General features: G+C 41.0%; 14 protein-coding genes and 1 CRISPR repeat array. All 14 genes read left to right on the forward strand.

The features are described from left to right. Nucleotides 1–31: 31 nt before the first annotated feature. The 14 genes from eno (at nt 32) to L7H18_01900 (ending at nt 25,350) form a co-directional block, all read left to right on the forward strand. Nucleotides 32–1,276 carry a phosphopyruvate hydratase gene (gene eno / locus L7H18_01835; protein ID UMX48265.1) on the forward strand — a complete coding sequence of 415 codons (1,245 nt, stop codon included), beginning with the start codon at nt 32–34 and terminating at the stop codon, nt 1,274–1,276. Next, a complete protein-coding gene (locus L7H18_01840; protein UMX48266.1) occupies nt 1,266–2,258 on the forward strand; it encodes a virulence protein RhuM/Fic/DOC family protein in 993 nt (330 codons plus the stop codon). Before eno ends, L7H18_01840 begins: the two co-directional genes overlap by 11 nt. A gap of 600 nt (nt 2,259–2,858) precedes the next feature. Beyond that, nucleotides 2,859–3,638 (forward strand): 2,3-diphosphoglycerate-dependent phosphoglycerate mutase, encoded by a 780-nt coding sequence (gpmA, locus tag L7H18_01845; protein ID UMX48464.1) that lies wholly within the window; start codon nt 2,859–2,861, stop codon nt 3,636–3,638. A 325-nt stretch (nt 3,639–3,963) separates the two neighbouring features. Then, a complete protein-coding gene (locus L7H18_01850; protein ID UMX48267.1) occupies nt 3,964–5,049 on the forward strand; it encodes a radical SAM protein in 1,086 nt (361 codons plus the stop codon). After that, a complete protein-coding gene (locus L7H18_01855) occupies nt 4,983–5,372 on the forward strand; it encodes a TrbC/VirB2 family protein (protein ID UMX48268.1) in 390 nt (129 codons plus the stop codon). Before L7H18_01850 ends, L7H18_01855 begins: the two co-directional genes overlap by 67 nt. A gap of 148 nt (nt 5,373–5,520) precedes the next feature. Further along, complete coding sequence (locus L7H18_01860) at nt 5,521–5,703, forward strand: ferredoxin (protein ID UMX48269.1); 183 nt, start codon at nt 5,521–5,523, stop codon at nt 5,701–5,703. Nucleotides 5,704–6,000: 297 nt separating this feature from the next. Beyond that, the gene (locus L7H18_01865; protein ID UMX48270.1) at nt 6,001–10,473 is read left to right on the forward strand and encodes a hypothetical protein; all 4,473 of its coding nucleotides are present in this window, start codon (nt 6,001–6,003) and stop codon (nt 10,471–10,473) included. A 7-nt stretch (nt 10,474–10,480) separates the two neighbouring features. Continuing rightward, nucleotides 10,481–11,020, forward strand: a complete 540-nt coding sequence (gene cas4, locus L7H18_01870) for a type V CRISPR-associated protein Cas4 (protein ID UMX48271.1) — start codon at nt 10,481–10,483, stop codon at nt 11,018–11,020. 60 nt (nt 11,021–11,080) lie between these two features. After that, the gene (gene cas1 / locus L7H18_01875; protein UMX48272.1) at nt 11,081–12,031 is read left to right on the forward strand and encodes a type V CRISPR-associated endonuclease Cas1; all 951 of its coding nucleotides are present in this window, start codon (nt 11,081–11,083) and stop codon (nt 12,029–12,031) included. A gap of 1 nt (nt 12,032) precedes the next feature. Further along, nucleotides 12,033–12,311 carry a CRISPR-associated endonuclease Cas2 gene (gene cas2, locus L7H18_01880; protein ID UMX48273.1) on the forward strand — a complete coding sequence of 93 codons (279 nt, stop codon included), beginning with the start codon at nt 12,033–12,035 and terminating at the stop codon, nt 12,309–12,311. A 187-nt stretch (nt 12,312–12,498) separates the two neighbouring features. Continuing rightward, a CRISPR array of direct repeats spans nt 12,499–15,592; the repeat unit is 36 nt; unit sequence CTCTAATAGGCATATTCAATTTCTACTTTTGTAGAT. Between the two features lie 558 nt (nt 15,593–16,150). Continuing rightward, nucleotides 16,151–23,839, forward strand: coding sequence for an FG-GAP-like repeat-containing protein (locus L7H18_01885; GenBank protein ID UMX48274.1), 7,689 nt, complete (start codon nt 16,151–16,153; stop codon nt 23,837–23,839). A gap of 8 nt (nt 23,840–23,847) precedes the next feature. Next, nucleotides 23,848–24,444 (forward strand): hypothetical protein, encoded by a 597-nt coding sequence (locus tag L7H18_01890; protein ID UMX48275.1) that lies wholly within the window; start codon nt 23,848–23,850, stop codon nt 24,442–24,444. 149 nt (nt 24,445–24,593) lie between these two features. Next, nucleotides 24,594–24,914, forward strand: a complete 321-nt coding sequence (locus L7H18_01895; GenBank protein UMX48276.1) for a hypothetical protein — start codon at nt 24,594–24,596, stop codon at nt 24,912–24,914. Nucleotides 24,915–24,921: 7 nt separating this feature from the next. Next, nucleotides 24,922–25,350, forward strand: a complete 429-nt coding sequence (locus L7H18_01900; protein UMX48277.1) for a hypothetical protein — start codon at nt 24,922–24,924, stop codon at nt 25,348–25,350. Nucleotides 25,351–25,412: the final 62 nt, after the last annotated feature.

A 25,412-nucleotide genomic window follows, 5' to 3' on the forward strand; every position in this document is an offset into this window, starting at 1 on the left:
TGAAAATTGGTAATTAAAAATTTAAGTTTCTATGTTTTCAAATCAAACCAAAATTAAATCGGTGAAGGCGCGCGAGATTCTTGATTCGCGCGGGAATCCGACTCTCGAAGTCTGCGTTGCGAACGGCGCGGGCGTGTTTTGCGCGGGCGTCCCGTCGGGCGCGTCCACGGGCGTTTATGAAGCGGCGGAATTGCGCGACGGGGATTTGGCCCGCTACGGCGGAAAAGGCGTTTTAAAAGCGGTTGCCAATGTTAATTCAATCATCAATCCGGAATTGATCGGCATGGATTGCCGCCGGCAACAGGAAATCGATCAAAAAATGCGGGAGATTGACGCCACGCCGAACAAGGTTCGTTTGGGCGCCAACGCGATGTGCGGAGTGTCGCTGGCGATCGCGCGCGCCGCGGCGGGAAGCCAAAAAACGCCGCTCTATCGCTATGTCGCCAAGCTGGCAAAAAACAAAAATGTCGCTTTGCCCAAGCCGTGTTTCAATGTGATCAACGGCGGGGCGCACGCGGGCGGCGATCTGGATTTTCAGGAATTTATGATCGTGCCGCAAGCCGGAAAATTTATCGATAACCTGCGGATTGCCAGCGAGGTTTATCATCAATTGAAAAAAGACCTTGTCGCCAAATACGGCAAATCAAGCGCGAATCTGGGTGATGAGGGCGGGTTCGCGCCGCCGCTGAACGCGCCCAAAGAGGCGCTGGATTGTTTGTGCGCGGCGATTGCGATCGTTCAGCCGCCGGTGCCGGTGAAATTCATTATCGATGTCGCGTCGAGCCAATTTTTCAATTCCGGAAAATACAATACGCGGATGGGGAGTTTTGACGGCGCCAATTTGGCCGGTTTCTACGCGCGATTAATATCGCAGTATCCGCAAATCATCGGACTGGAGGACCCGTTCGCGGAGGATGATTGGGCGGGATGGCAGAGATTTTCATTCACGGGAATGGTGATTGGCGATGATTTGTTGGTGACCAATCCGCAAAGAATGAAAGAGGCCAAAGAGAAAAAGGCGTGCAACGCGATGATCTTGAAAATAAACCAGATCGGCACGGTGAGCGAAGCGCTGGAAGCCGCGGCGCTGGCGAAAAACTACGGCTGGAAGATGATCGTTTCCCATCGGAGCGGCGAAACCAACGATGATTTTATCGCGGATTTCGCGGTCGGCATTGGCGCGGATTTTATCAAAACCGGCGCGCCGGCCCGCGGCGAGCGGCTGGCCAAATATAACCGCCTGGCCAAGATCGAAGAAGAAATAAATGAAAAATAATTTTGAGCGGGGCGAGATCGCGATCTATAAATCGCCGGACAATCAAATAGAACTGAAAATAAAATTACGGCAGGAAACCGTTTGGTTATCTCAAGCGCAAATTGCGTCGCTTTTTGGAATACAGCGACCGGCGATTACAAAACATCTTAATAATATCTTTAGAACGGGCGAATTAAAGGAAAAATCAGTATGTTCCATTTTGGAACATACTGCCGCGGACGGGAAAAAGTACAAAACCGCTTTTTATAATCTTGATGCGGTAATTTCGGTTGGGTATCGCGTTAATTCAAAGCGGGCGACTCAATTCCGCGTTTGGGCCACAAAAACACTGAAGAGTTATTTAATACAAGGATACATGATTAATGAAAAGCGGCTGTCGGAAGTCAAAGAAAAATTTGAACAATTGTCAAACACGGTTGCTTTTCTCCGCGAAAAATCAAAAAAAGAATTATTAATCGGCGAGGCGGACAAAATTTTGAATTTGCTGGCTGATTACGCGAAGACTCTGACTATTCTTGACGAATATGACCGCGGGAAAATCAAACAAATCAAGGGAAAACGAGGCGAATTTACGCTAACTTACGAATTAAGCTTGAATATTATCGTCCAGATTAAACAAGAATTAACGGCAAAAAAAGAGATTGGCGGCTTGTTTGGCGCCCAAAGAGAACATTACTTCGAAGGGATTATAAAAGGAATTTACCAAAGCTTCGGCGGCAATGAATTATATCCGGAATTGGAAATAAAAGCCGCGAATTTGCTTTATATGGTCATAAAAGACCATCCGTTTTCCGACGGCAATAAGCGTATCGCTTCGTTCCTGTTTGTTTATTTTCTGGATAAAAATAACGCGCTTTACCGCCAAACCGGCGAGAAAAAAATTAATGACAACGCGCTGGCCGCCTTGGCATTATTGATTGCCGAAAGCAATACCAAAGAAAAAGACCAAATGATCGCCTTAATCACGCAGTTGATCAAATAATGTTAAAATAACTTCAGCGCGCCGGCGCGGGGCGAGCGGCTGGCAAAATACAACCGTTTGGCAAAAATAGACGCGGAATTGGCAATATAACTATTTTCATGCAATCAATCAACAAATCAATTATCTCACTATCAATACTTGGGCTTATAATTACCGGGCCGGTTTTTGCTTGCGTGACCGTTGGCGCGGATCAGGAAAAATCTTTATTGAGTACTTTATTGGGGATAGTGGCTTTTATTTTGTACGCGGCCCTTCTGTTTTCCGGGCCGATTTTCTATTCTTTGTATGTTAAGCGCGGCGGGACGAAAAGGTGGTTGATAACATTGTGGGGATGGTCGTTTATAATGATAATTTTGGCAATGTTGATTAAGGGAATATTCAGTTTAATGCTTTGCGCCTCGATTTAGTCAAATTAGATTTATGAAAATGTTCCAATTAAAATTATTATTTTTGGGTTTGCTGTTCATGGGAACGGTAAACGCGCAAGAGAATATTTCGATATCCATGGCCGAGCGTAGCTTGGCTACCCCAATAATTTCGATTGCCAATATAATAGTTACTATTTTGATTTTGGCGGCGTTGCCCGGGCTTGTTTTGCCGATGATTGAATATTTCAAGCTCGCTCTGAAAAAATCCGTATACAAAATTGTTTTTTTGCGGCACGGAGAATCAATATGGAACAAGGAAAACCGGTTTACCGGCTGGGTTGATGTTGGATTGTCGGAGAGGGGCGTTTGGGAGGCAAGCGAAGCGGGAAAAATTCTCAAAAACGAGGGATATGTTTTTGATTTGGCCCATACTTCGGTTTTGAAGCGCGCCGCCGACACCACCGCGATTGTTTTGGAACAAATGGGGTTGCGAAACATTGAAACAAAGTTCGCGTGGGAGTTAAACGAGCGCCATTATGGCGGCTTGCAAGGATTGAACAAGGCCGAAATGGCGCGAAAGTACGGCGAGGAGCAAGTGCGTATCTGGCGCCGGAGTTTTTCCGTGCGGCCTCCGGAAATGGACGAAACGGATTATCGAAAGCAAAACGATTTGGAGATTTTTAAAGCCGTGCCGATCTATCAAATGCCCCGGACCGAGTCGCTGGCCGACACTTGCGCGCGCGCGGTTGGTTATTGGCAAAAAGAAATCGCGCCGGCGATAAAGGGCGGGAAAAATGTTTTAATTTCGGCGCATGGCAACAGCTTGCGCGCGATCATCAAACATTTGGACAACATTGGCGACAAGGAAATTTCGGAGTTAAACATTCCCACGGGCGCGCCGCTGGTCTATGAGCTGGACGATGATTTAAAACCGATAAAACATTATTATTTGGGCGATCAAAAAGAAATCGCGCGAAAAATCGCCGCGGTCAAAAACCAATACAAAACATAAATATCTTTGAATCGCGAAACGCTTTGCATTTGGGGTCTATCCCTTGCGTTTGTCCCGAGGCTTTCGCGAGGGATAATCGCAAGGGTTAGACCCCTTCAAATCATTTGCATTTAACGGTTTTAGAGTAGGTATCGTCTGGCCTGGGAGTAAAGTTTCGCAATTCAAAGTATAAAGACAGAAATAAAAATCGGCGTTTAGTTTACATTCTCACATTCTCAAGAATGTGAGAATGTCCGTAATCGCGTCAGGGATAAAAATCGCGAAGGTATGGCTTTTGCAAAATGCTAGCGCCGGATATCGCGCCCATTGTCAGTATATCAATAAAATGGCTAATATTTTTAAGATCGGAAAATTGAGGTTGTGGCAGGAGTATTGCAAGCGGGAGACCGTCGAGCATAAACTGACCTATTTGTTTTGGGAGTGCACTTTGCGGTGCAATTTGAGATGCCGGCATTGCGGCAGTTCTTGCGGCGATGTGGTGCCGCCGGGTGAATTAACGACCGAGGAGATCAAGAAAGCTTTTGGCGATATCGCCAAGAATTTTGACGCGAAAAAGATTATGGTGGCCGTGACCGGCGGCGAAGCGCTTTTGCGGCCCGATCTTTTTGAGGTGATGAAATACGCCAACGGACTGGGTTTTCCATGGGGTATGGTGACCAACGGCACATTGATTACTCCGGAAATCGTTGAAAAAATGAAAGACGCGGGAATGTCATCGGTATCGGTGAGTTTGGACGGTTTGGAGGCCAACCATACATGGCAAAGGGTTGGCATTGACACTTTCAAGCGCGCCACCGCGGGAATCAGGATGCTGGCGGCGGCAAAATTTCCGATCGTGGAGGCGATTACTTGCGTAAACAAGCGCAATATCAAAGAGCTTGATCAGATTTGCGCGCTTTGCAAGGAATTGGGCGTTACCAATTGGCGAATGTTTTCTATCAGTCCGGTCGGCCGCGCCAAAGAATGCGCCGAAATGTTTCTGGACGCCAAGGAATGGGAATATCTGCTTGATTATATCGCCCGAAAACGAAAAGTCGAGAAAAAATTGAAGGTCAGTTTTTGCGAAGAGGGATTTTTCGGCCCGGAATTGGAAGGTACAATGCGCGACCAGTTTTTCTTTTGCTGGGCGGGTATTAAAGTTGGCAGTATTTTGTATAATGGAGATATTGGCGCGTGTCCGATATTGCCGCGCGGACAAACCAAGCAGGGAAATATCCGCACTGACGATTTTGCCAAGGTTTGGAACCAGAAATTCCAGCTTTTCCGCGATCGCGACTGGCGCAAAACCGGCAAATGCGAAAATTGCGTCTGGTGGGATTTTTGCCAAGGAAACAGCCTGCACTTATGGGATTTCAACCAAAAAAAGCTGAACCTGTGCCATATGGAGATGTTTGGCAAGAAAAAATTATGAAACCATTTTACAAAATAAAATATTTATTTTTTCGCCTGACGAGTTTTTTGCTTCTATCATTGTTTTTTGGCAAAGCAAAGGCGCAAGACTCTTCGTTGTATGGTGTATGGGTACCCCCTCCATCGCCGGCAGAAAGGATTCATGAAATTACTAATTATTTGGCTGGTATCGCGATAATTGCGATGTTAATTGTTATTCCAATTCTTGGTTTTAGATGGTTGGTTTTGAAAAAACAGGTAAATAAAAAGTTGCTTTGCGCTTTGGCGATAATAATTTTTATTATTCTTGAGAAAATTTTGTTTTTTTTCGTGACAAACCCGTAAAACTAGTTTGATTTGTTCCAATTTCGCTTTCTTAAAAGTTGGTGAATGTCAAAACAATGAAGTTGATTATAGATGTGGCCATAACTAATGGGGGGTTGCGTAAATAAATTAATTTGGTAAACTTAATGGTATTAAATAACAAAATAATATGGCAAAATATCAAGTGAACAAAGATAAATGTTTGGGATGCTTTATTTGCACCGTGAACTGTCCGGCCGGGATGGCGCAAGACGATGACGCCAAAGCCAAGGTGGTGGATTCCGACGCGGTGGAAACTTGCGGCGGCGAGAGCGTTTGCCCGCACGGCGTGATCGAAAAAACGGAAGAGTAAAAAATCTTTAACGGCGCCCGAAAGGGCGCTTTTGCGTTATACATATTGCATTTTTTTGCAGATATGCGACAATTAACGAGTCGCATCAATGATAGCGTTTATCGGTAACGGCTAAGCCTTTTTTGTTAAAACCCGAGTTTTCGGAGGTTTTAGGTAAAAAGGGGCGATGGTTCCAATTTGCTTAACCGTTTGGTAAGCGTTATCATTGGGCGACAACCATCGTCCCTTTTTGGCAAAATAAAATCATAATCATTATATAATTTTTGCTATCGCAAAAAATACATAATCAAAAAACTTATGGCAAAAGAAAAAGCAAATAAAAATTTTAATGACTTTAAAAATATTTTTCCACTATCAAAAACTCGAAAGTTTTCGTTAATTCCTGTTTTAAACATAGAGCAAGAAAGGCGAATATGCATAGAAAAAGGATATTCAAATAAAGATGAAATTACAAGACAAAACAGAGTTGAAAAATTTTTTAAAGATAATAATCAAGATATTTTTAATGTTGATATTGAAAGAAAAAAACGATATCAAGCGCTTAAGTATTATTTAACTGAATTGCATAAGCTCTTTATTAAGGATTCTTTGGAAATGATTAAAAGAAACAACGATATTAATTTTTCTAATCTTTTTGAATTATATATAGGATATGAAGCTTCTAATAATGAAAAAAAAAGAAAGGTTATAGGAAAAATTAACAATGAAAAGGTTAGATTGGCTAAATATTTTGGAGATAAAGAAGGCAAGGGCGGGGTATTCCAAAAAATAGCGAAAAGATATTACGAATATCTGGAAAAAAATTTAAGGAATAATGAAAAAATTAAGGGTGGCGATGATAAGCAGAAATTTGCCGATGGGACAAAAAATATTTTGATCTCCCAAAATGTTTTGATGATTTTAAGTAAAAAGATAAATGATGGCAGTATTCGGGAAAAAAAAGAGAAAAATCAAGGTAAAGAAAATGAATATGCAATTAAATTCAAAACAAAAGAAAATAAAGATCAGGAAACAAATTTAGTTGAATATTTTGGTGGATGGTCTACATATTTTAAGAACTTTAATGAGATCAGGGGCAATCTTTATAAAGATGAAGGAAGAAGACAAGGTGATGAGGGGGATGATGAAACGGGAGAGAAGCTTGTAAAGGCAAATTCAGGACAATTAACAACGCGGATTTTAGACGAAAATTTCGAGATTTTTGTAAAAAACGCATTTTTGGCAGAAAAAAATAAAATTGACTTAGGTTTAACGGATTATCAAAAGAAGAATGTGATTGCTAATCATAATATTTTTGAGCCCGATTATTATGCAAATTGCTTATTGCAAGCTGACATAAACACCTATAACGCGGCCATTGCTGAACTTAATAAACTGTTTAACGAGAAAAAAGGAAAAAAGAAGATTGATTATCTTGAACCATTGTATAAGCAGTTATTATTATCCGATGGCCTTGAGGAGTTTGAAAATGGATATATCAATGAATTTAACAACGATTCTGATCTAATTGAGGGATTGGAAAAATTTTATAGGCACGCTCGCGAAAAATTATCCATAGTTGGTAATTTCTTAAAGGATGGTCTAATTAACGGTGATTTAGATTCCATACTGCTTAAGGAAAATCAAACGCATTATTATTGTAATATTTTTTTTGGATCGTGGTCGTATATAAGAGATTTGTATTATGAACAAAACGGTATTGGTATAAAAAATAGACCCGATAAGAAAAGTGAATTAAAAGATAAGGATGGAAGAACAAAAATAGAGATTTCTTTGGCAGAGATAAAATCAATTTTAGATGGAATTAGCAAGGAGAGATTTCAAGAAGACATTAAAAATGCAATAGAGAACGCGAAACAGAGGTCAAGATCCGTATTTGATCTTCTAGGTGTTCACGGCAGCGAAAAAATTTATAAAGAAGATAAAAGCAATTTTGAAAACTTCGTTTTGTTTTTTAAATTTTATTTTGATTCATTGTTGAATGGTAGAAATTTGTTGACTGAAAAAGAAAAGAAAGATAAGGAAAAAATTACCCAAATAAAATCATTCTTGCAAAAGTCAAAAACCGAAGGAGAGCGAGTAGATGAATTATTGATGTCAAAATTTTCAGAAGCAAATTATTTGGCAAGCATTAACGCAAGTATTAATAAAAAACAAGAGGAATTCGAAAACGAATTTAAAGATTTAAGGCAATCAATCAATCTAAAAAAGGGATTATCTCGAAGGAAAGATTTTGAATGCAAACAGGCGATAAACGATTATTGCGTTAGAATTTCCGATATTAACGGTTTTTTTGCTTTGTTTTCAATTCCAGAGGGTATTGTGGCTGACGGCGATAACGGAATAATCCAAAAGTTTAAAGATAAAAACGAAATAAATGCGCTTTTTGGTGCAATCAGAAATTATATTACAAAGAAAGATGCCGGAAATGAAAAAATCAAGGTAACATTCGACAATCCAACATTTTTGGGTGGTTGGGCATATAAAACCACTGATTATTGTTGCCGAATTTTGAAGAAACAAGATAATTATTATTTATTAATCATTGGCAAAGAAAAAAGTAAAAATAAAAACGATGTTAGCAAGCAAATAAATGTTAATAGTCTCACCGGTTATCAAATGATGGATTATTATCAGCAAAAAGGCCAGACTATTTTTGGATCTGTTTATACGGGAAAATTTGATTCAAAATATGGAGATGACAGGACGAAATTGAAGAATTCTGAATTTATAAAAAGAATAGAGCAAATTATTGATGGTCTTAATAGAGAATTTTGTAATGTGCAAAAAGTTAAAATGCATTTGGAAAGTTTAAAAGAAATGATTAGGGTTGGAAAGTTTAATTTTGGTATAACCGCATCTGATTTTGGCAAAGCTTTTCTTGGGAAAACTGAAAAATATTACCATCAATATAAAAATAAGAAAGGTATTCTTAATAAAGAAGATGTAATTATCAGTATTTTAAAAGAATTGTTTGGTAGTGAGATGTTTGATTATGGACATGAAAAAGATTATTTAGTCAATCGGGTAAAAGAAATAATGAAAGAAGATGCCCCCAAAACGAGTTTTTTAGGGTCTGATTTATTGGCATATGAAGTTACTAAACTTGAGCCTTATTATTATAAAAATAACTTTAGGGAGATGGATTTCAAAAAAGACGGGATAGATGAAAAATTATTAGATAAAGAATTATTTATTTTCCAAATTTATTGCAAAGATTTTTCTTTGAAGAGGGGAAGTATAATTCCGAATCCAAAGAAAGATTTAAACACGCTTGAATTTGAGGAACTTTTCTCGATAGAGAATAGAGAAAAACCATTGTTTAGATTAGCTGGACAAGCCGAAGTTTTTTTCTATCCTCAAAAAGAAAGCTATAAGGTTGAGCGGTGGTCAAAAGATGACTTAAAAAATCCGAAAACCGATAAAATTCCGTATAAAAAAAGGCGATACGCGGAAAATCAAATTATTTTTCATATCCCAATAGTTGTGAATAATATCAGCAATGGCGGCAATGTTGATAGGAAAATACACGAGTATATTCAACAAAGAAACGATGTAAAGATGTTGGGCATTGATCGTGGAGAAAGGGAGCTTGCTTATTGTTGCTTGCTTGATGGGAAAGGAGCGATTTGCGGCGATGTGAAATCAATGAATATTGTTGGCTCTAATATCAAAAATGGGATAAAACAGCCGATAAACTACCAAAAGAAATTAGATATTAGAGAAAAGGAAAGATTAATGGCCAGACGATCTTGGACCAAGATTGAAAGCATCAAAGATATTAAGCGCGGCTATGACGCGAATTTAATGCACGAAATTACGACGCTTATGGCTCAAGAGAACGCGCTGATTTGTTTGGAAGAATTAAATCGTGGATTTAAAAAAGATAGAACAAGGATCGAAAAGAGTATATACCAGCAATTTGAAAACGATTTAGTTAACAAATTAAATTATTTGGTGATTGAAAAATCACCTCAAGGAGTTAGAAACGCTTTGCAACTAACACCTCCAAATAGAGCTCAAAAGACTTGGGGTAATCAAATGGGCGCAATTTTTTATACAGATGCAAGATATACATCAAAAACTTGCCCTAATTGTGGTTTTAGGCATAGAAGCGTTGGAGGACTGAAAACATCCCAAGAAATAAAGAATAAAATTGCCGCAAAAGAGCTTAGAATATCCTACGATAAAAAATACGATAGATTTAGGATTGAGTATCATTGGAATTATGAATTTAAACAGAACAGTAAGCAATGCGAATTTGCAAGCAAAGATTTATACAATGGAGAAATGGAATATATTTTTTCAGATGTGAACCGAAGTCATTGGAATAATAATGATTTAAAGGATATTTTTAAAGATTACCTCATTGAGAATGAAGATTTGTTTTTGCTTGTAAAGAATGAGCCGAAATTCCGTTATGTTGATTTTGGTAAAGTATTTGTTAGTCTTACATGGATAAGGCATTCAGTTAAAGAGGGCGATCAAGAATATGATGAAATTTCTTGTCCGAAATGCCATTTTTGGACAAGATCTCCAAAAGTTCAAAAAATTAAAGATGGAGATGCAAACGGGGCTTACAATATCGCCAGAAAAGGATTGATCATTTTGGATAAAATCAGGAGCGAAAAATTAAGAAATAAAATGAATACAAAAAACGGGATTAAGAGCAAGGGCTTAAAAATAAATCTTAAAGAATGGGATGAAGCAACTTATTCTCAATGGGATAGGAAAGATTGGGGCGAGAGCGATAATAAAAGAGGTTTATAAAAATTCAATGGAGGATTATATTCAGATTTCCAAGATAAATGATTTTGTGTTTTGTCCGTATTCGATTTATTTGCATTCGGTATACGAGAATTTCAACGCCAAAACCTATCATCGGACGGCGCAGACCGTGGGCAAGATCGCGCACAGGCCGGTTGATGGCGGAACATACACGACCAGCGCGCGAGTGTTGCAGGGAATGGAAGTTTGTTGCGAGCGGCTGGGGATTATGGGTAAAATCGACACATTTGATGCCGAAAGCGGATTGCTGGTGGAGCGCAAATACAAGATCAAAAAGATTTTTGACGGTTATCGCTACCAGCTCTACGCGCAAATGTTTTGTTTGCGGGAAATGGGTTATGAAGTGAAATCGCTGGCGATCCAATCGCTGGCGGATAACAAGCGGTATAAAATTTCTTTGCCGGACGCACAAGAAACCGCGAAGTTTGAAGAATTGATTGAAGCAATGAAGAATTACCGGCCGAGTCCGCCGGAGAATAAAAATCCGGCAAAATGCGCGCAATGCGTTTATAAGCCGCTGTGCCATTAAAGAAATTTTCGCGAGGGACTAACCCTCGTGATTACTCGAGGGATAGACCCCCGCGAAAATATGTTGAGTTTGCCTGATTTCAAAGAAAAACAATTGTTGTTTGTGAGCGCCAAGAATGCCGAGATTGAAAAGATCAAGTTTTTGAATGACAATATCTGCTTGTCAAAGGACGGAAAAATCGTCAACCGGATTTCGTGCCACAAGGTTTTCGCGCTGTTTTTGATCGGCGATTGTTCGCTTACCAGCGTGTTGGTCCGCAATTGCGCCGATTACGGCGTGTCGATTTTTCTTTTAAAAAATAATTTCTTGAATTATGCGCGGTTGTTGGCGCAAGCGGACGGGAATTATTTGTTGCGCGAAAGGCAATACGCGGCGACCGAAGAGCAAGAGCTGGCGGCGGCAAAAATTTTGGTGGCGAATAAAATTTCAAACCAGATTTGCTTGCTGGAAAGTTCGGACGGTAAAGACGCGGCGTTATCTTTGGAAAAAATAAAGGCAAAAATCAAAAACGCGCGAAACGGCAAGGATTTGCTTGGATTGGAAGGCGCGGCGGGCAAATTTTTCTTTCAAAGTTATTTCAAAAATTTGGAATGGAAACGGCGTTTGCCGCGGGCAAAGATTGATATTCCGAATTATTTGATGGATATGGGCTATACGATGCTGTTTAATTTTGTTGAGGCAATGCTGGGGATATACGGGTTTGATGTCTATCGCGGGTTTTACCACAAGCTGTTTTTTCAGCGCAAATCGCTGGCGTGCGATTTGATGGAGCCGTTTCGGTGCGTGATTGATAAGCAGATCATGAAATCCCATAATTTGGGGCAGATAAAGGCCAATGATTTCAAATTGAGCAAAGGCGTCTATGGCTTGGGATTTGAAGAGCAGAAGAAATACGCGGAGATTTTCGCGCAGGCGATTATGGATCGCAGAGAAGACATTTTTTGCTACGCGCGCGATTATTACTATTTTACGATTAACGGCGCGGAATTTCCGGCATTTAAGATGAAATGATATGTTTATAGTTTCTTATGATTTCGAAGATACGCGCCGCCGGACGAAATTCTCGAATCTTTTGAAAAAATACGGCCGGCGATTGCAATACTCGGTTTTTGAGATAAAAAACAGCCAGCGGATATTGGATAACATCCAAAAAGAGATTGATATGAAATATAAGCCGTACTTTACGAAAAACGACAGTATTGTTATAATTTATGTGTGCGAGGCGTGCAAAGCCAAAGTCAAGCGATATGGTTATGCCGCCAACGAAGAAAAGGAAGTGGTGTTCTTCTAAAATTGAATAGATACAAAACAAAAAGTAGCAAATTGGTGGAAATTGCAGTGTATCTATTAGAAATCTAGCTTTTTGAGGTTATTAAACCTCGGTCTTTATGGATTTTCCAACTTTAACCGGCTTTAAGTCGTTAATCAAATTTTATCGGTTAATCGCATCTTTCAAGCCGGTTAAAGCTAATCCAGCTCTCTAATAGGCATATTCAATTTCTACTTTTGTAGATAACAATGTGAAATTGATTTATTTGAACTCTAATAGGCATATTCAATTTCTACTTTTGTAGATTGACGGGTAAGTTCGCCATTCCTTTAATACTCTAATAGGCATATTCAATTTCTACTTTTGTAGATCTCCAACGCTTCACCTCCGAAATAAGCTCTAATAGGCATATTCAATTTCTACTTTTGTAGATTCCGCGCAATAATTTAGCTTCCAAATCTCTAATAGGCATATTCAATTTCTACTTTTGTAGATGTGGGAAATAGGGTTCTGCTGCCGCGGGACTCTAATAGGCATATTCAATTTCTACTTTTGTAGATATTACACAGCACGAAGATAAACACGCCTCTAATAGGCATATTCAATTTCTACTTTTGTAGATAAAAGTCAAGTATCTGTTTTTTATTTTCTCTAATAGGCATATTCAATTTCTACTTTTGTAGATGAAAGGGTTGAGCGATGATGGATCAACTCTAATAGGCATATTCAATTTCTACTTTTGTAGATCTATGAATTGAAATACTTGTGGGGACTCTAATAGGCATATTCAATTTCTACTTTTGTAGATGGAAAGCGCGATGATGTGGAACATACTCTAATAGGCATATTCAATTTCTACTTTTGTAGATTCCTCCGGTGTCAACTCTTTGTCCCATCTCTAATAGGCATATTCAATTTCTACTTTTGTAGATATGAAAAATTTGCGTGGAGTGCGAGGACTCTAATAGGCATATTCAATTTCTACTTTTGTAGATGGTTAACGCTTTTTTGCCGCGGAACCTCTAATAGGCATATTCAATTTCTACTTTTGTAGATCTTCTCAACGGTAACGGCAGTTTCTACTCTAATAGGCATATTCAATTTCTACTTTTGTAGATACGACGCCATCGGATTTATTCATAACTCTAATAGGCATATTCAATTTCTACTTTTGTAGATATGAACAGGTTGAAGCCTGTCCCTCGCTCTAATAGGCATATTCAATTTCTACTTTTGTAGATATGCCGACAATCAGATTCCGTTTGAGCTCTAATAGGCATATTCAATTTCTACTTTTGTAGATGAAATCGGGTAACTCAACAAAAGCGTCTCTAATAGGCATATTCAATTTCTACTTTTGTAGATTTATTGATTTTGTTTTAGCGTGGATTCTCTAATAGGCATATTCAATTTCTACTTTTGTAGATTCAAGAGCCATCTTGTAATTATTTTTTACTCTAATAGGCATATTCAATTTCTACTTTTGTAGATGTAAAAAATTGTGCCAATGGTGGCGTCTCTAATAGGCATATTCAATTTCTACTTTTGTAGATGTTGTCGGAGCTTTCCTGCCTTCTGACTCTAATAGGCATATTCAATTTCTACTTTTGTAGATCCAAGCGGCGAGCGCACAAGACCTTGAGTCTCTAATAGGCATATTCAATTTCTACTTTTGTAGATAAAGAGCGCACAGCGATAAGATGTTGTCTCTAATAGGCATATTCAATTTCTACTTTTGTAGATCTCAAAAAGCGGGGGATGTCGTTCAACTCTAATAGGCATATTCAATTTCTACTTTTGTAGATAACACTAATCCCGTGCTTACCGGAGCGACTCTAATAGGCATATTCAATTTCTACTTTTGTAGATATCTGATAATTTGTTCATTTTGTTTTGACTCTAATAGGCATATTCAATTTCTACTTTTGTAGATAATACGAAGCCGCGATTGCCCCGATACTCTAATAGGCATATTCAATTTCTACTTTTGTAGATTCTATTATTGGAGGGGTGGTTGATAACTCTAATAGGCATATTCAATTTCTACTTTTGTAGATTCGCTGGTTTAGTTAGCCAGAGATTGACTCTAATAGGCATATTCAATTTCTACTTTTGTAGATTGCAATAATCGTTATTAACAATTATTCTCTAATAGGCATATTCAATTTCTACTTTTGTAGATTCTATGTGTGCGAACGGGGTATTGTCTCTAATAGGCATATTCAATTTCTACTTTTGTAGATTAAAAATCTTCTTCTTGTTCCGCTTTCTCTCTAATAGGCATATTCAATTTCTACTTTTGTAGATGAATCCCGCTGTTCTTGATTTCTGTGTCTCTAATAGGCATATTCAATTTCTACTTTTGTAGATTTGGCCAATACAACTGATGAATGGTTTCTCTAATAGGCATATTCAATTTCTACTTTTGTAGATTTTGCCCCGCCGGATACCACCCATTTCCTCTAATAGGCATATTCAATTTCTACTTTTGTAGATTGTACAAACCAAATAAAGAGGAAATAACTCTAATAGGCATATTCAATTTCTACTTTTGTAGATTTCGTGTGTCGCGAATTTCGAATGTTCTCTAATAGGCATATTCAATTTCTACTTTTGTAGATATTGACCCGCACTTTTCTTACGGCGAGCTCTAATAGGCATATTCAATTTCTACTTTTGTAGATTCTCCCAAGAGCAAATAATAATGATAACTCTAATAGGCATATTCAATTTCTACTTTTGTAGATCGAAGCCTTCCGAAAATTCTATTGGACTCTAATAGGCATATTCAATTTCTACTTTTGTAGATTCGCCGATACAATACCACCATATTTTCTCTAATAGGCATATTCAATTTCTACTTTTGTAGATCTTAATTCGCTTACTCTTGCCATTACTCTAATAGGCATATTCAATTTCTACTTTTGTAGATTCAAAACAGAATAAAAAAATAATCAACTCTAATAGGCATATTCAATTTCTACTTTTGTAGATGGCGACAGCATAATGGCCTTCACGCTCTCTAATAGGCATATTCAATTTCTACTTTTGTAGATACTCCGGCAACCCTATGCCCCGAATTCTCTAATAGGCATATTCAATTTCTACTTTTGTAGATGGCGGGGATGGCGGTTATGTGTGCGCTCTAATAGGCATATTCAATTTCTACTTTTGTAGATTTATTCTTTCCGGCGATTGCCACCAACTCTAATAGGCATATTCAATTTCTACTTTTGTAGATAAAAAAGTATTCACTTTGTCCTGGGCTCTAATAGGCATATTCAATTTCTACTTTTGTAGATTTTTTTCGTTTTGAATGGGGACTTCAAATTATTTAAATACTTTGAATTACGAAATTAGCGTTTGGGGAAATTTGACTTCAGCTTTTGGGAAGTCAATTTTCACCAAACGCGGCGGTAACCGCGCGAATTTTGAAATCAAATTTCCGCGATTACGCCGAAAATTGATTTCAAAATTCGCTGTTTCGTAATTCAAAATAAATAAGTATTTAAATAAGTATTTAAATAATAACTTGGTATGAATCGAAAAATTGAAAACAAGAGCATCGGAAAACTTGCCAATAGGGACTAACCGCTCGCGAGTATCTCTCGCAAGAACCTCGGGACAGGCAACGAGGGTTAGACTCTTAAAATACCGTCCCAGTGCGCGCGTTTTAACGATAATATCGCCCGTGAGCGGGTTTTTTGCGGACTATTGACAATGGTTTGGCATCGGGATATAACACAGATTAAGAAAAACTAAAATCCGGGGGCTGTGAATAAAATCAACGCCGATAGATTATTATTTGCAATTTTTTTAGCCATCGCTTAGCGTTGGTTTTTTGAATTATGAAAAAATTTATGAACAATATTTCAAAAACGATATTTGGAAAAGCGGGGAGATCGATTCGCAAAGCGACGGTTGTGTTTTTAACATTTGCAACCATTGCGCAGCCCTTGTCGCCGCTGATTGTTTTGGCCGAGGAAACGGCTATCAGCCCGGAATCAATTCCGGCCGCGGCTAATGCCGTGGAAGTAATTGAAAACGCGCTCGTTTTGGCAACTCCCGAAATCCCCGGCAACGCAGACTCGAGCGAAAAATCGGAAACAAAACCCGCAATCAAAACCGCGCCGGATTCAGACAATCAAACACCCCGGATAATCATCAATTCAATCTCGGATACTTCGTCGTTTTCCGAAACTTTGGAATCAAATTCAAGCGAACAATCCCCCAAAACTAAAGTCGCGGCGGGCGCCGGAACAGAAATGAGCGCGATGAACGCCAGCGCCGCGGGAATAAATTCGGTAAACGGGTTATCGGTTTCGGTATCAAATCCCGCGACAACAAAAAACCAACCCGACATCGACCAGAATACCGGCGCTTTAACATATAGCTTTCCCATTACAGTGCCGCCGGGCCGGAGCGGAATGCAACCCAACCTTGCCTTAACCTATAATAGTTCCAATAACGAACAAGGGAGCATTTTCGGCTACGGCTGGTCAATCAATATTCCCTACATTCAGCGGCTCAACAAATTTGGCCTTAATGAAATGTATCATAACACCGGCAGCTCGGAATTTTTTTACTCGTCGATAGACGGCGAGATTACCAGCGCGCTTGATAATTCCAATTTATACTTTGCAAGAACCGAAAATGGAGACTTCAATAAATATCTGTTAATGGACAACTATTGGATAATGCACGGGAAGGACGGTACGCAGTATAAATTCGGCGATTACGACGCCTCCCGGCAATACGATCCCGGCAATACCGATCATATCTACAAGTGGATGCTGAAAGAAATCCGCGACACAAACAATAACTTCATAACCTTTTCATATTATAAAGACGCCAACCAAATTTACCCGGAATCAATCAAATACACGGGCAACGGATCCACTGATGGAATTTTTGAAGTTTCTTTCATGAAATCTTGGCGTCCAGATAACGGGATTGTTTCATATGATGCCGGATTTCCCGTTACTTCGAATTACTACATTACTGAAATTGACACTAAGGTAAACGGCAATTGGGCGATGAAATACTTTCTCAATTACAATCTTAATCCCACCAACACCGGAGCGCTTTTGAATTCCATTGGAACGCAGGCGCAAGCGGCCGACGGCGTAATAACCGTGCTGCCGCTCGAACAATTCAGCTACCAAAACAACGCCCCCGGCTGGGCGCAAACCGCAACAACAACTCTGCCGTCTATCAGCTACAAACCGGGACCCGGATTTTCCTTTGCCACCGGCGACCATCAGCAGTTCATCGATCTGAACGGCGACGGTTTGCCCGAATTCATTGATTTCGCTTTTTTATATCACGGGGATGGAATCATGACTTCCGATTCCTGTGACTCGCAATACGGTTCCGGCCAAGGATATTCACTTTTAAACGCCGTGGCCGCCGTGAACCGAAGAAATTACTGGGACAGCGGCGACACCACATGGAAACTTCCACAGGATCAAAACAGATTTTTTGAACGCGCCTGCCTTGACAGCGATATGAATGTGCAATTTGCCGATTTAAACGGCGACAATTTGCCCGACCTTATAAAAAGTTATATTGATTACAAATATTCATCGCCGGAAACTTTGCGAAGCGAGGTTTATTTGAACAATGGCAATGGCTGGACATTAAGCCCGAATTGGAAACTACCGTCATATACGCTGGGAAGCCAAGGTTATGCGACCACGCAAATTATTTTTGGCGATGTCAACGGCGACAATTTGCCCGATTTGATTGAGACCGCCGCATGCTCGGGCTACCATTCCGGATCAAAATGCAGCGTAAACAATTCTCTCGTTTATCTTAATAATAATGGCTTGGGCTGGGGCCGGAACTACCAATGGGCATTCGGCTCCGCGCCCGGATTCGCATCTTTCCAATTTGTTGATCTGAACGGCGATGGCGCGCTCGAATTGGTCAGCAGCGCCTATGGAGACGCCGGCGCGCAAATCAAAGCCTATCGACCCGGATCAGATTGGTACCAAGGATGGGCGGAATTTAATTCATACTCTATAAATTACGGTAAAGTTAACACCCCATATAGCGGCAGCATCCTTCCGCGCACGACCTTCGCGGATTGGAATAATGACAATCGTTTTGACGCAGTGGCGTATTTCATTAATAATAATCCTGCCAACAATGTAATCAACGGATACAAAAACGGCATATCGAATTTATCGCCGGCTTCCTTAACTTTACCGATCAATAATAGCGTGTGCGGCGCCAACAATTCATTCTGCGTCCCGCAATTTTCCGATACCAATGGCGACGGCTTGCAAGATCTTGTTCAAATAAACAGCAATGTGACCACCCAAGGAATTGATTTCCGCGGCGCGGTTTTCGCCAACATTGCCCAAAAACAAGATTTGTTAAGCAAGGTATCTTATCCGCAGGGAGGGGAGACTGCAATCGCTTACAAAACTGCGACGCAATACGCGAACAACAAATCGCCTTACCAGCTGTTTACGGTTTCGCAAATCACAAACAATGATAACGCCGGCAATTTCGATAGCCACACTTATGATTATTCGGGGGCGTCGTATTATTTTGATTCGCCGATGAACCGCAAGTTTGCCGGATTTAAGATAATTACTCAAACCGATGCGGCCGGAAATGTTGCGAAAACCTATTTTAACACCGGAAACGGCACCGATTCAGCCAACGGCCAATACGCCGACAGCTATTACAAAATTGGTAAAGTTTATCGTACCGAGCAATACGACGGCGCGGGAAATCTTTACGCGGCAACAATCAATAAATGGGACTCGTCGCAACGAAATATTAATTCAAATTTTGTGTATCCGGCACAAACCATAGAGCAAAGTTACGATGGCCAGGCAACCCACCGCGACAAAGCGCAAAGCTTTTTATACGACAACCAAAGCGGCAATTTGATCCAAAAAACCAATCATGGCGAGGTTATTGCAAACCAAGACGGATCTTTTGCCGGAATTGACAGCGCGCAATATACCGCCAGCTATTCTTATGGCCTGTTAAGAGGCTATTCCACCACTTCATATGTAACGAGCATCCAAATTCGGGACCAAAATTCAAACAAAATAAGCGAATCAAAATTCTATTATGATTGGTCGTCCTATAACTATATTATTGCCGGCAACTTGACAAAGGAAGAAAATTGGATTTCAGGTTCAACCTACGCCACATCGTATAAATACTATAATAATTACGGCTTGGTTGGCCAGTCGGTCGATCCCAACGGCAACTCCACAAATTTTAACTACGACAGTTATAATTTATATCCGGCGGAAGCGATCAACGCGTTCGGCCAAATCACTAGATATGCCTATGATTATCCATCGGGCCAGGTAACGCAAACTACGGACGCGAACAACTTGCTTTCAAATACGACTTACGACGGTTTTGGCCGGGTCCTGCGATACTTGGAGTATCCATCGATACAAAGCGCCAAATCAACATTTGTCTACACCGATGTGATTGGAAATTTCAGCGTACAGGAAACCGCCTATCTTAATTCGCAAACCGCGGTAACCGGTTACAGTTATTACGATGGCTTGGGGCGTTTGATCCAAACCAAAAAATCCGCTCGAAAAGGTAATTTTGAAACGAAAGATTTTGCTTATGACAATCGCGGCAACTTGCAAAAAGAATCATTGCCGTATTTCACCGCCAACAGCGCGAAAACTAGCCCCACAACAAATTCACTGCTTTACACAACCTATTCCTACGACGCGCTGGGCCGGAAAACCAGTGTTGCGAACGCGCTGGGAACCACAACTTACAGTTACAAAAATTGGCAGACGACAATCACCGACGCCAATTCAAATTCCAAAGATTATTCTTATGACGCATATGGCAATTTAGCAAAAGTTGTGGAACACGACGATTCAAAAGACTACGCTACCGCCTATTCTTATGACGGACTGGGTAATTTAACCAATATCACCGACGCATCGGGCAATGTGCGGAATTTCCATTACAATGGTTTGGGCCGCGCTGTAAACATCGAGGATTTGCATGCCCCCACAGCCACTGTTTTTGGCTATCGCGGATACCTTTACGATAACGCCGGTAATTTGCTTAAGTTGGTCGATGCAAAAAATCGAACGACCGCTTTCGAATATGATTCGATCAACCGCCAAAAATCGGAAAGCATTGACGGCTCAACGACAAAAACATTCACCTATGACAATTGCGCCAATGGCGTTGGGCGTTTGTGTCAAGTTGTTATGTCCGGTGAAACCGAGAATTTTGAGTATTCCATCTTGGGCAATCTCGCCAAAGATACGAAAGTTCGCGATAACCAAACTTTTACCACCCAATATACCTACGATTACCAAGGAAATCCGCTCACAATCACCAATCCCGACGGTTCAATCGCAAAATTCAGTTACAACGCCGCAGGCCTGACCGAAAGCGTTTCACGCCAGGAACCAGCGGTGGCGGCGGTTGGCGTAGTGAGCAGTTTTGATTATTCGCCGGCGCGCCAAGTAAGCGCGCTAAATTACGGCTCCGGCATCGCGACCGTTAATACCTTTGATCCAAACCAGCTATATCGCTTAACGCGCAAAATTTCCGGCGTCGGCGCAACCAACTTGCAGGATCTTGCCTATAACTATGATGCGGTTGGCAACATCATTAAGATAACGGATAGCTCCGCAACCGCGACAAAGAAAACCGTTGCCTATGGATATGATAAACTTTACCGATTAACATCGGTTGCGGCCGCAAACACCGCCAACAACCAGAACTACACGCAGAATTTCACCTATGATCCGCTGGGAAATATGTTAAGTCAAAAACTCAATGACCAAACAATGAGTTATAGCTACCAGCCAAGCTCGACTCTGGCCAACCCGGACGCGGTTACCTCAATTACAACCAATAATCCTTTGGCGGAGCCAATCATTTCCACTTTCACCGCCACTCCGGCAACGATCAACGCCGGCGCCACCACGACCTTGGCTTGGACATTATCCGGCGGCGCGCCGACCACGCTGACGATCACTCCAAGCGTGGGCAGTGTGCTGAACACTCTTTCCAAAGTCGTTACCGTTTCGGCAACCACAACCTACACGCTCACCGCGACCAACGCGGTGGGCACCACTGCCAAAACCGTGACCGTGAACGCCAAACCGACCGCGCCGGTGATCAAAACTTTCACCGCCGCTCCGGCAACGATCAACGCCGGCGCCACCACGACCTTGGCCTGGACCTTGGACGGCGGGACTCCCACATCTTTAACAATTAATAATGGCGTGGGTTCGGTGCTGGGTGCGACATCCAAAACGGTATCGCCGGTAACCACCGCTACCTACACCTTGACCGCGGCCAATGCCGCCGGGACAGTGACCAAAACGGTTAGCGTCACGGTTATTCCAACTCCGGTGATTTCCAGTTTTACGGCCGCGCCCGCGGCCATTACCAAGGGGAAATCAGCAACTTTGTCGTGGACGCTTACAGGCGGAACCGCCACCTCGCTTTCAATCAATAATGGCGTCGGGTCAGTTCTTGGAAAAACATCAGTCACGGTTAAGCCGTCATTGACCACAACCTACACGCTCACGGCGGTTGGTTCGGCGGGAACCGCAACCGCAACTGCAACCGTAACCGTGGTTGCGGCTCCAACTATTTCCAGCTTTACCGCAAGTTCGGTGAACATTAACCAGGGCGGCTCGGTAACGCTTTCCTGGAAATTAGGCGGCGGCGCTCCCGATACTTTGGCAATTGACAATAATGTGGGTTCGGTTGTCGGTAAAACATCGATTGTCGTGGCGCCAACGCAAACTACAACCTACAAACTGACATCCAAAAACATTGCCGGAACCGCGACTAAAACCGTGAAAGTTACTGTAAAGATTCCCGCTCCGACAATTACCGGTTTCACGGCAACATCGGTCGTTATTAACAAAGGACAATCGACAACTTTGTCGTGGACGCTGGGAGGTTCGACTCCAACCACATTAAGCATAGATCAAGGCGTTGGTTCGGTGCTTGGCGCAACCTCAAAAATCGTGGCGCCCACGAAAACCACCACCTATACGCTGACATCTAAAAATAGCGCCGGGACCGCGACCAAAAAAATTACGATTACGGTTAGGCGAGTTTTTCTGCTTAATGATTTGACAAGTAAAATTGTTCGCGCCGCAATCGGTTCGGCGGCAAAGATTTTCGCGGTCATCGCCGATACATTCTCAATTCCCACCGCCTATGCCGCCGGCGCCACCACCACGGCCAATTATCAATATGACGCCAATGGCAATCTGTTAACCGACGGCAAAACCACTTACACCTACGATTACCAAAACCGCATAGTTTCAACCGCAACCGGTATAACCGGCGCGAGCACGGTTTCCGCTTACTCGTATGATTTCCAAGGCCAAAGGGATAAATCAGTTGTTACCATCACCACTACCGACGCGGCCACGGGGAATGTTACAATAAAGGTAATCACAACCTACACGCCGACAAGCTATTACAGTTCGTCGGTTACAACCACGACCGTAAAAAGTAAAACCGGAACGGTTTTGTCCGCCACGACCGCGCCCGCGGAAATCACCAAACACATCTTTGCCAACGGCCGGATGTTGGCCACGGTGAGGGGGACGGGTGCCAGCGCCAAGGCATATGTAACTCTCACCGACAGCCTAAACGGTTCCACGGTGGTATTGGATTCCAACAATGCCATTGTTGAAACCACGGATTACTATCCCTTTGGCGCGATCCGGTTTGACAATCAAGTAAATTCGTACAATGAAAAGCGCAAATACATCGGTCAGGAGTACGATGCCGAAACCAGCTTGTCATACCTCAACGCCCGGTATTACAATGGAACCATCGGCAGATTCATAACCCAAGACCCGGTCTTCTGGGGAAATCAGAATTTGAGCGATCCGCAGAGCTTGAATGCGTATTCGTACGCTAACAACAATCCGATTACCTTGAGCGACCCGAGCGGGTTGATGACACTCGCAGAGATACAAACTCAGATAGACTCAATCAAATCGCAAATTGGGACGCTCACGAAAGCGGTTGGCGATTATACGGCACAAGCGGGCAAAGCGGCGGTAAATGGCGTTAAATCGGCGGCGACTACTGCTTACAACGCTACCACAGGTACTGTCGCAAAAGCTAAAAATTATGTTTCCAATTCTGACCCGGACAAGAATATTTTTGCATCCCGTAAAAATCCCAACGGTACGGATGGTTTATCGAATTTTGACGCTTTTTTGACATTCGGGATGCCCGGTGTTGGCGGTATGATGGTTGGCGCTGGGAAAGGAATTGGCAAAACCGCAATCGTAGTTAAAAAAGCGTTAGCTGATGAAAATAAATTTACGCACCTATTTAACAATACCAAGCATGGTTTGGCACCATTGGTGGAACAATTTGGTAGTCAAAAAAATGTAATTCAAGAGGTGGCAAAAAACATTGTAGGTAAATATCAAGGTAGTGGCGTAAACGAAATAGTTGTAAAAATTGGTGATACCATGGTAACGGTGAGAGGCCAAATTGTTGATGGGATTGAACGTATCGGCACTTTCTTTGTTAAAAATTAATAAAATATATGAATTGGAAACAACAGCTTTATGAGTATGAGACAAAAAAAGATTGGAAATCCGCTATTGCTTATGCGGAACAGATAACTAAAGACTATCCCGAGGATGTTGATGTTTGGTTGAGTGTGATTTATTTACTATTCAATTGTATTTTGGAAGAAAGTTATGACATTATTAACCCCAACGAATTAACTTCATCATTGTTGAGATATTTTCAGTTTTCATATAAAAAATTTAAAAATAATCCGGAATATTTATTTTTCGTCGGAACACTCGGCCATGTAGCCGAATGGTTATTCGGATATAGCGAAACTGATTTTGCTACTAAAATGATAAAGCACGGTCTTGAATTAGAACCAAATAATAGATTATTGATGTGGGAATACGAAATGACAAAAATAAACAATAATTTAAGTGAAGAAAAAAATAGCCTCGCCCTACAACGGGCACGTGAGATAGAAAAAGAAATCTTACATAAAGATTCCCCGGAAGTAAAATGGCTTTTATCCAAGGGCGCTTTGGGCAGGTATATATTGGATATCCAATTAGGATTGAGTGCATATGATAAAAATTTGAGAGATGAGGTGCTCGGTTTGGATAAATAAAATAACAAAATTTTGACGCAAATTGTTCCGGTACATCTGCTGTTACGAAAGTCAATAATTATGTTTCCAATCCTGGTCCGGACAAGAATATTTTTGCATCCCGTAAAAATCCCAACGGTACGGATGGTTTATCGAATTTTGACGCTTTTTTGACATTCGGTGTTCCAGTTGCGGGTGGTTTAGTTGTTGGTGGAGAAAAATTAGTAGGAAAAACTGCAACTGTAATAAAAAAAGTTGGTCCAGAAATTAAAAAAATTGCGGGTTATACTTCGCATGGTGCCAGACAAGCGATTGGCAGAGATGGCGGCAGGGGCGTTGACTTAGAAGCTATCTTTGATGTGGTTAAAAATCCGCAACAAATTATTAATCAAGCAGATGGAGCCGTGAAGTATATCGGAAAAGAAGCAACTGTCGTGCTTAATAAAATTGGCGAGATTATAACCACATGGGGGAAACCACGTAATCCATAAAAATTATATGGCAAATTTATATTCATCAAATGATAAGAGCTTTTTAACAATTAATATTATTAAATATGAAGATGTTTCCAACGATTGGCTGTTTATTAAATTGATTTTTGTTTTGGGCACGAAGACTCTTTTAGAAATAGCAGGTTCTTTTATCAGAATGTCTGAGTTTGTAGCTTTTTATGAAAATGTACGGCAACTCGTTAATTACAATGTCAAAGAAATAGAATCTGCGTTTCTTGAGCCAAATTTGAAAATTAGAATTGAAAAAAAAGAAGATGGGCAATTTCAAGTTGATGCGAATTTTTTAGAAATTGTTGATTATGCGAATGGTAAGATTAATAGAAAAAATGCAAAACATTTGCTTTTTGAGACAAAAAAAGAGAAACTATATGCCTTTGCTGAAGAATTAGCGGCGGAGATTAAAAAATTTGGGTAAAAACCGAATATATTCAGAATTCAAATTGTGAATAACGGAACTTTGGAATTCGCCAAACGCAT

This window comes from Candidatus Nealsonbacteria bacterium DGGOD1a (assembly GCA_022530585.1).
Classification (GTDB): domain Bacteria; phylum Patescibacteriota; class Minisyncoccia; order Minisyncoccales; family UBA5738; genus UBA5738.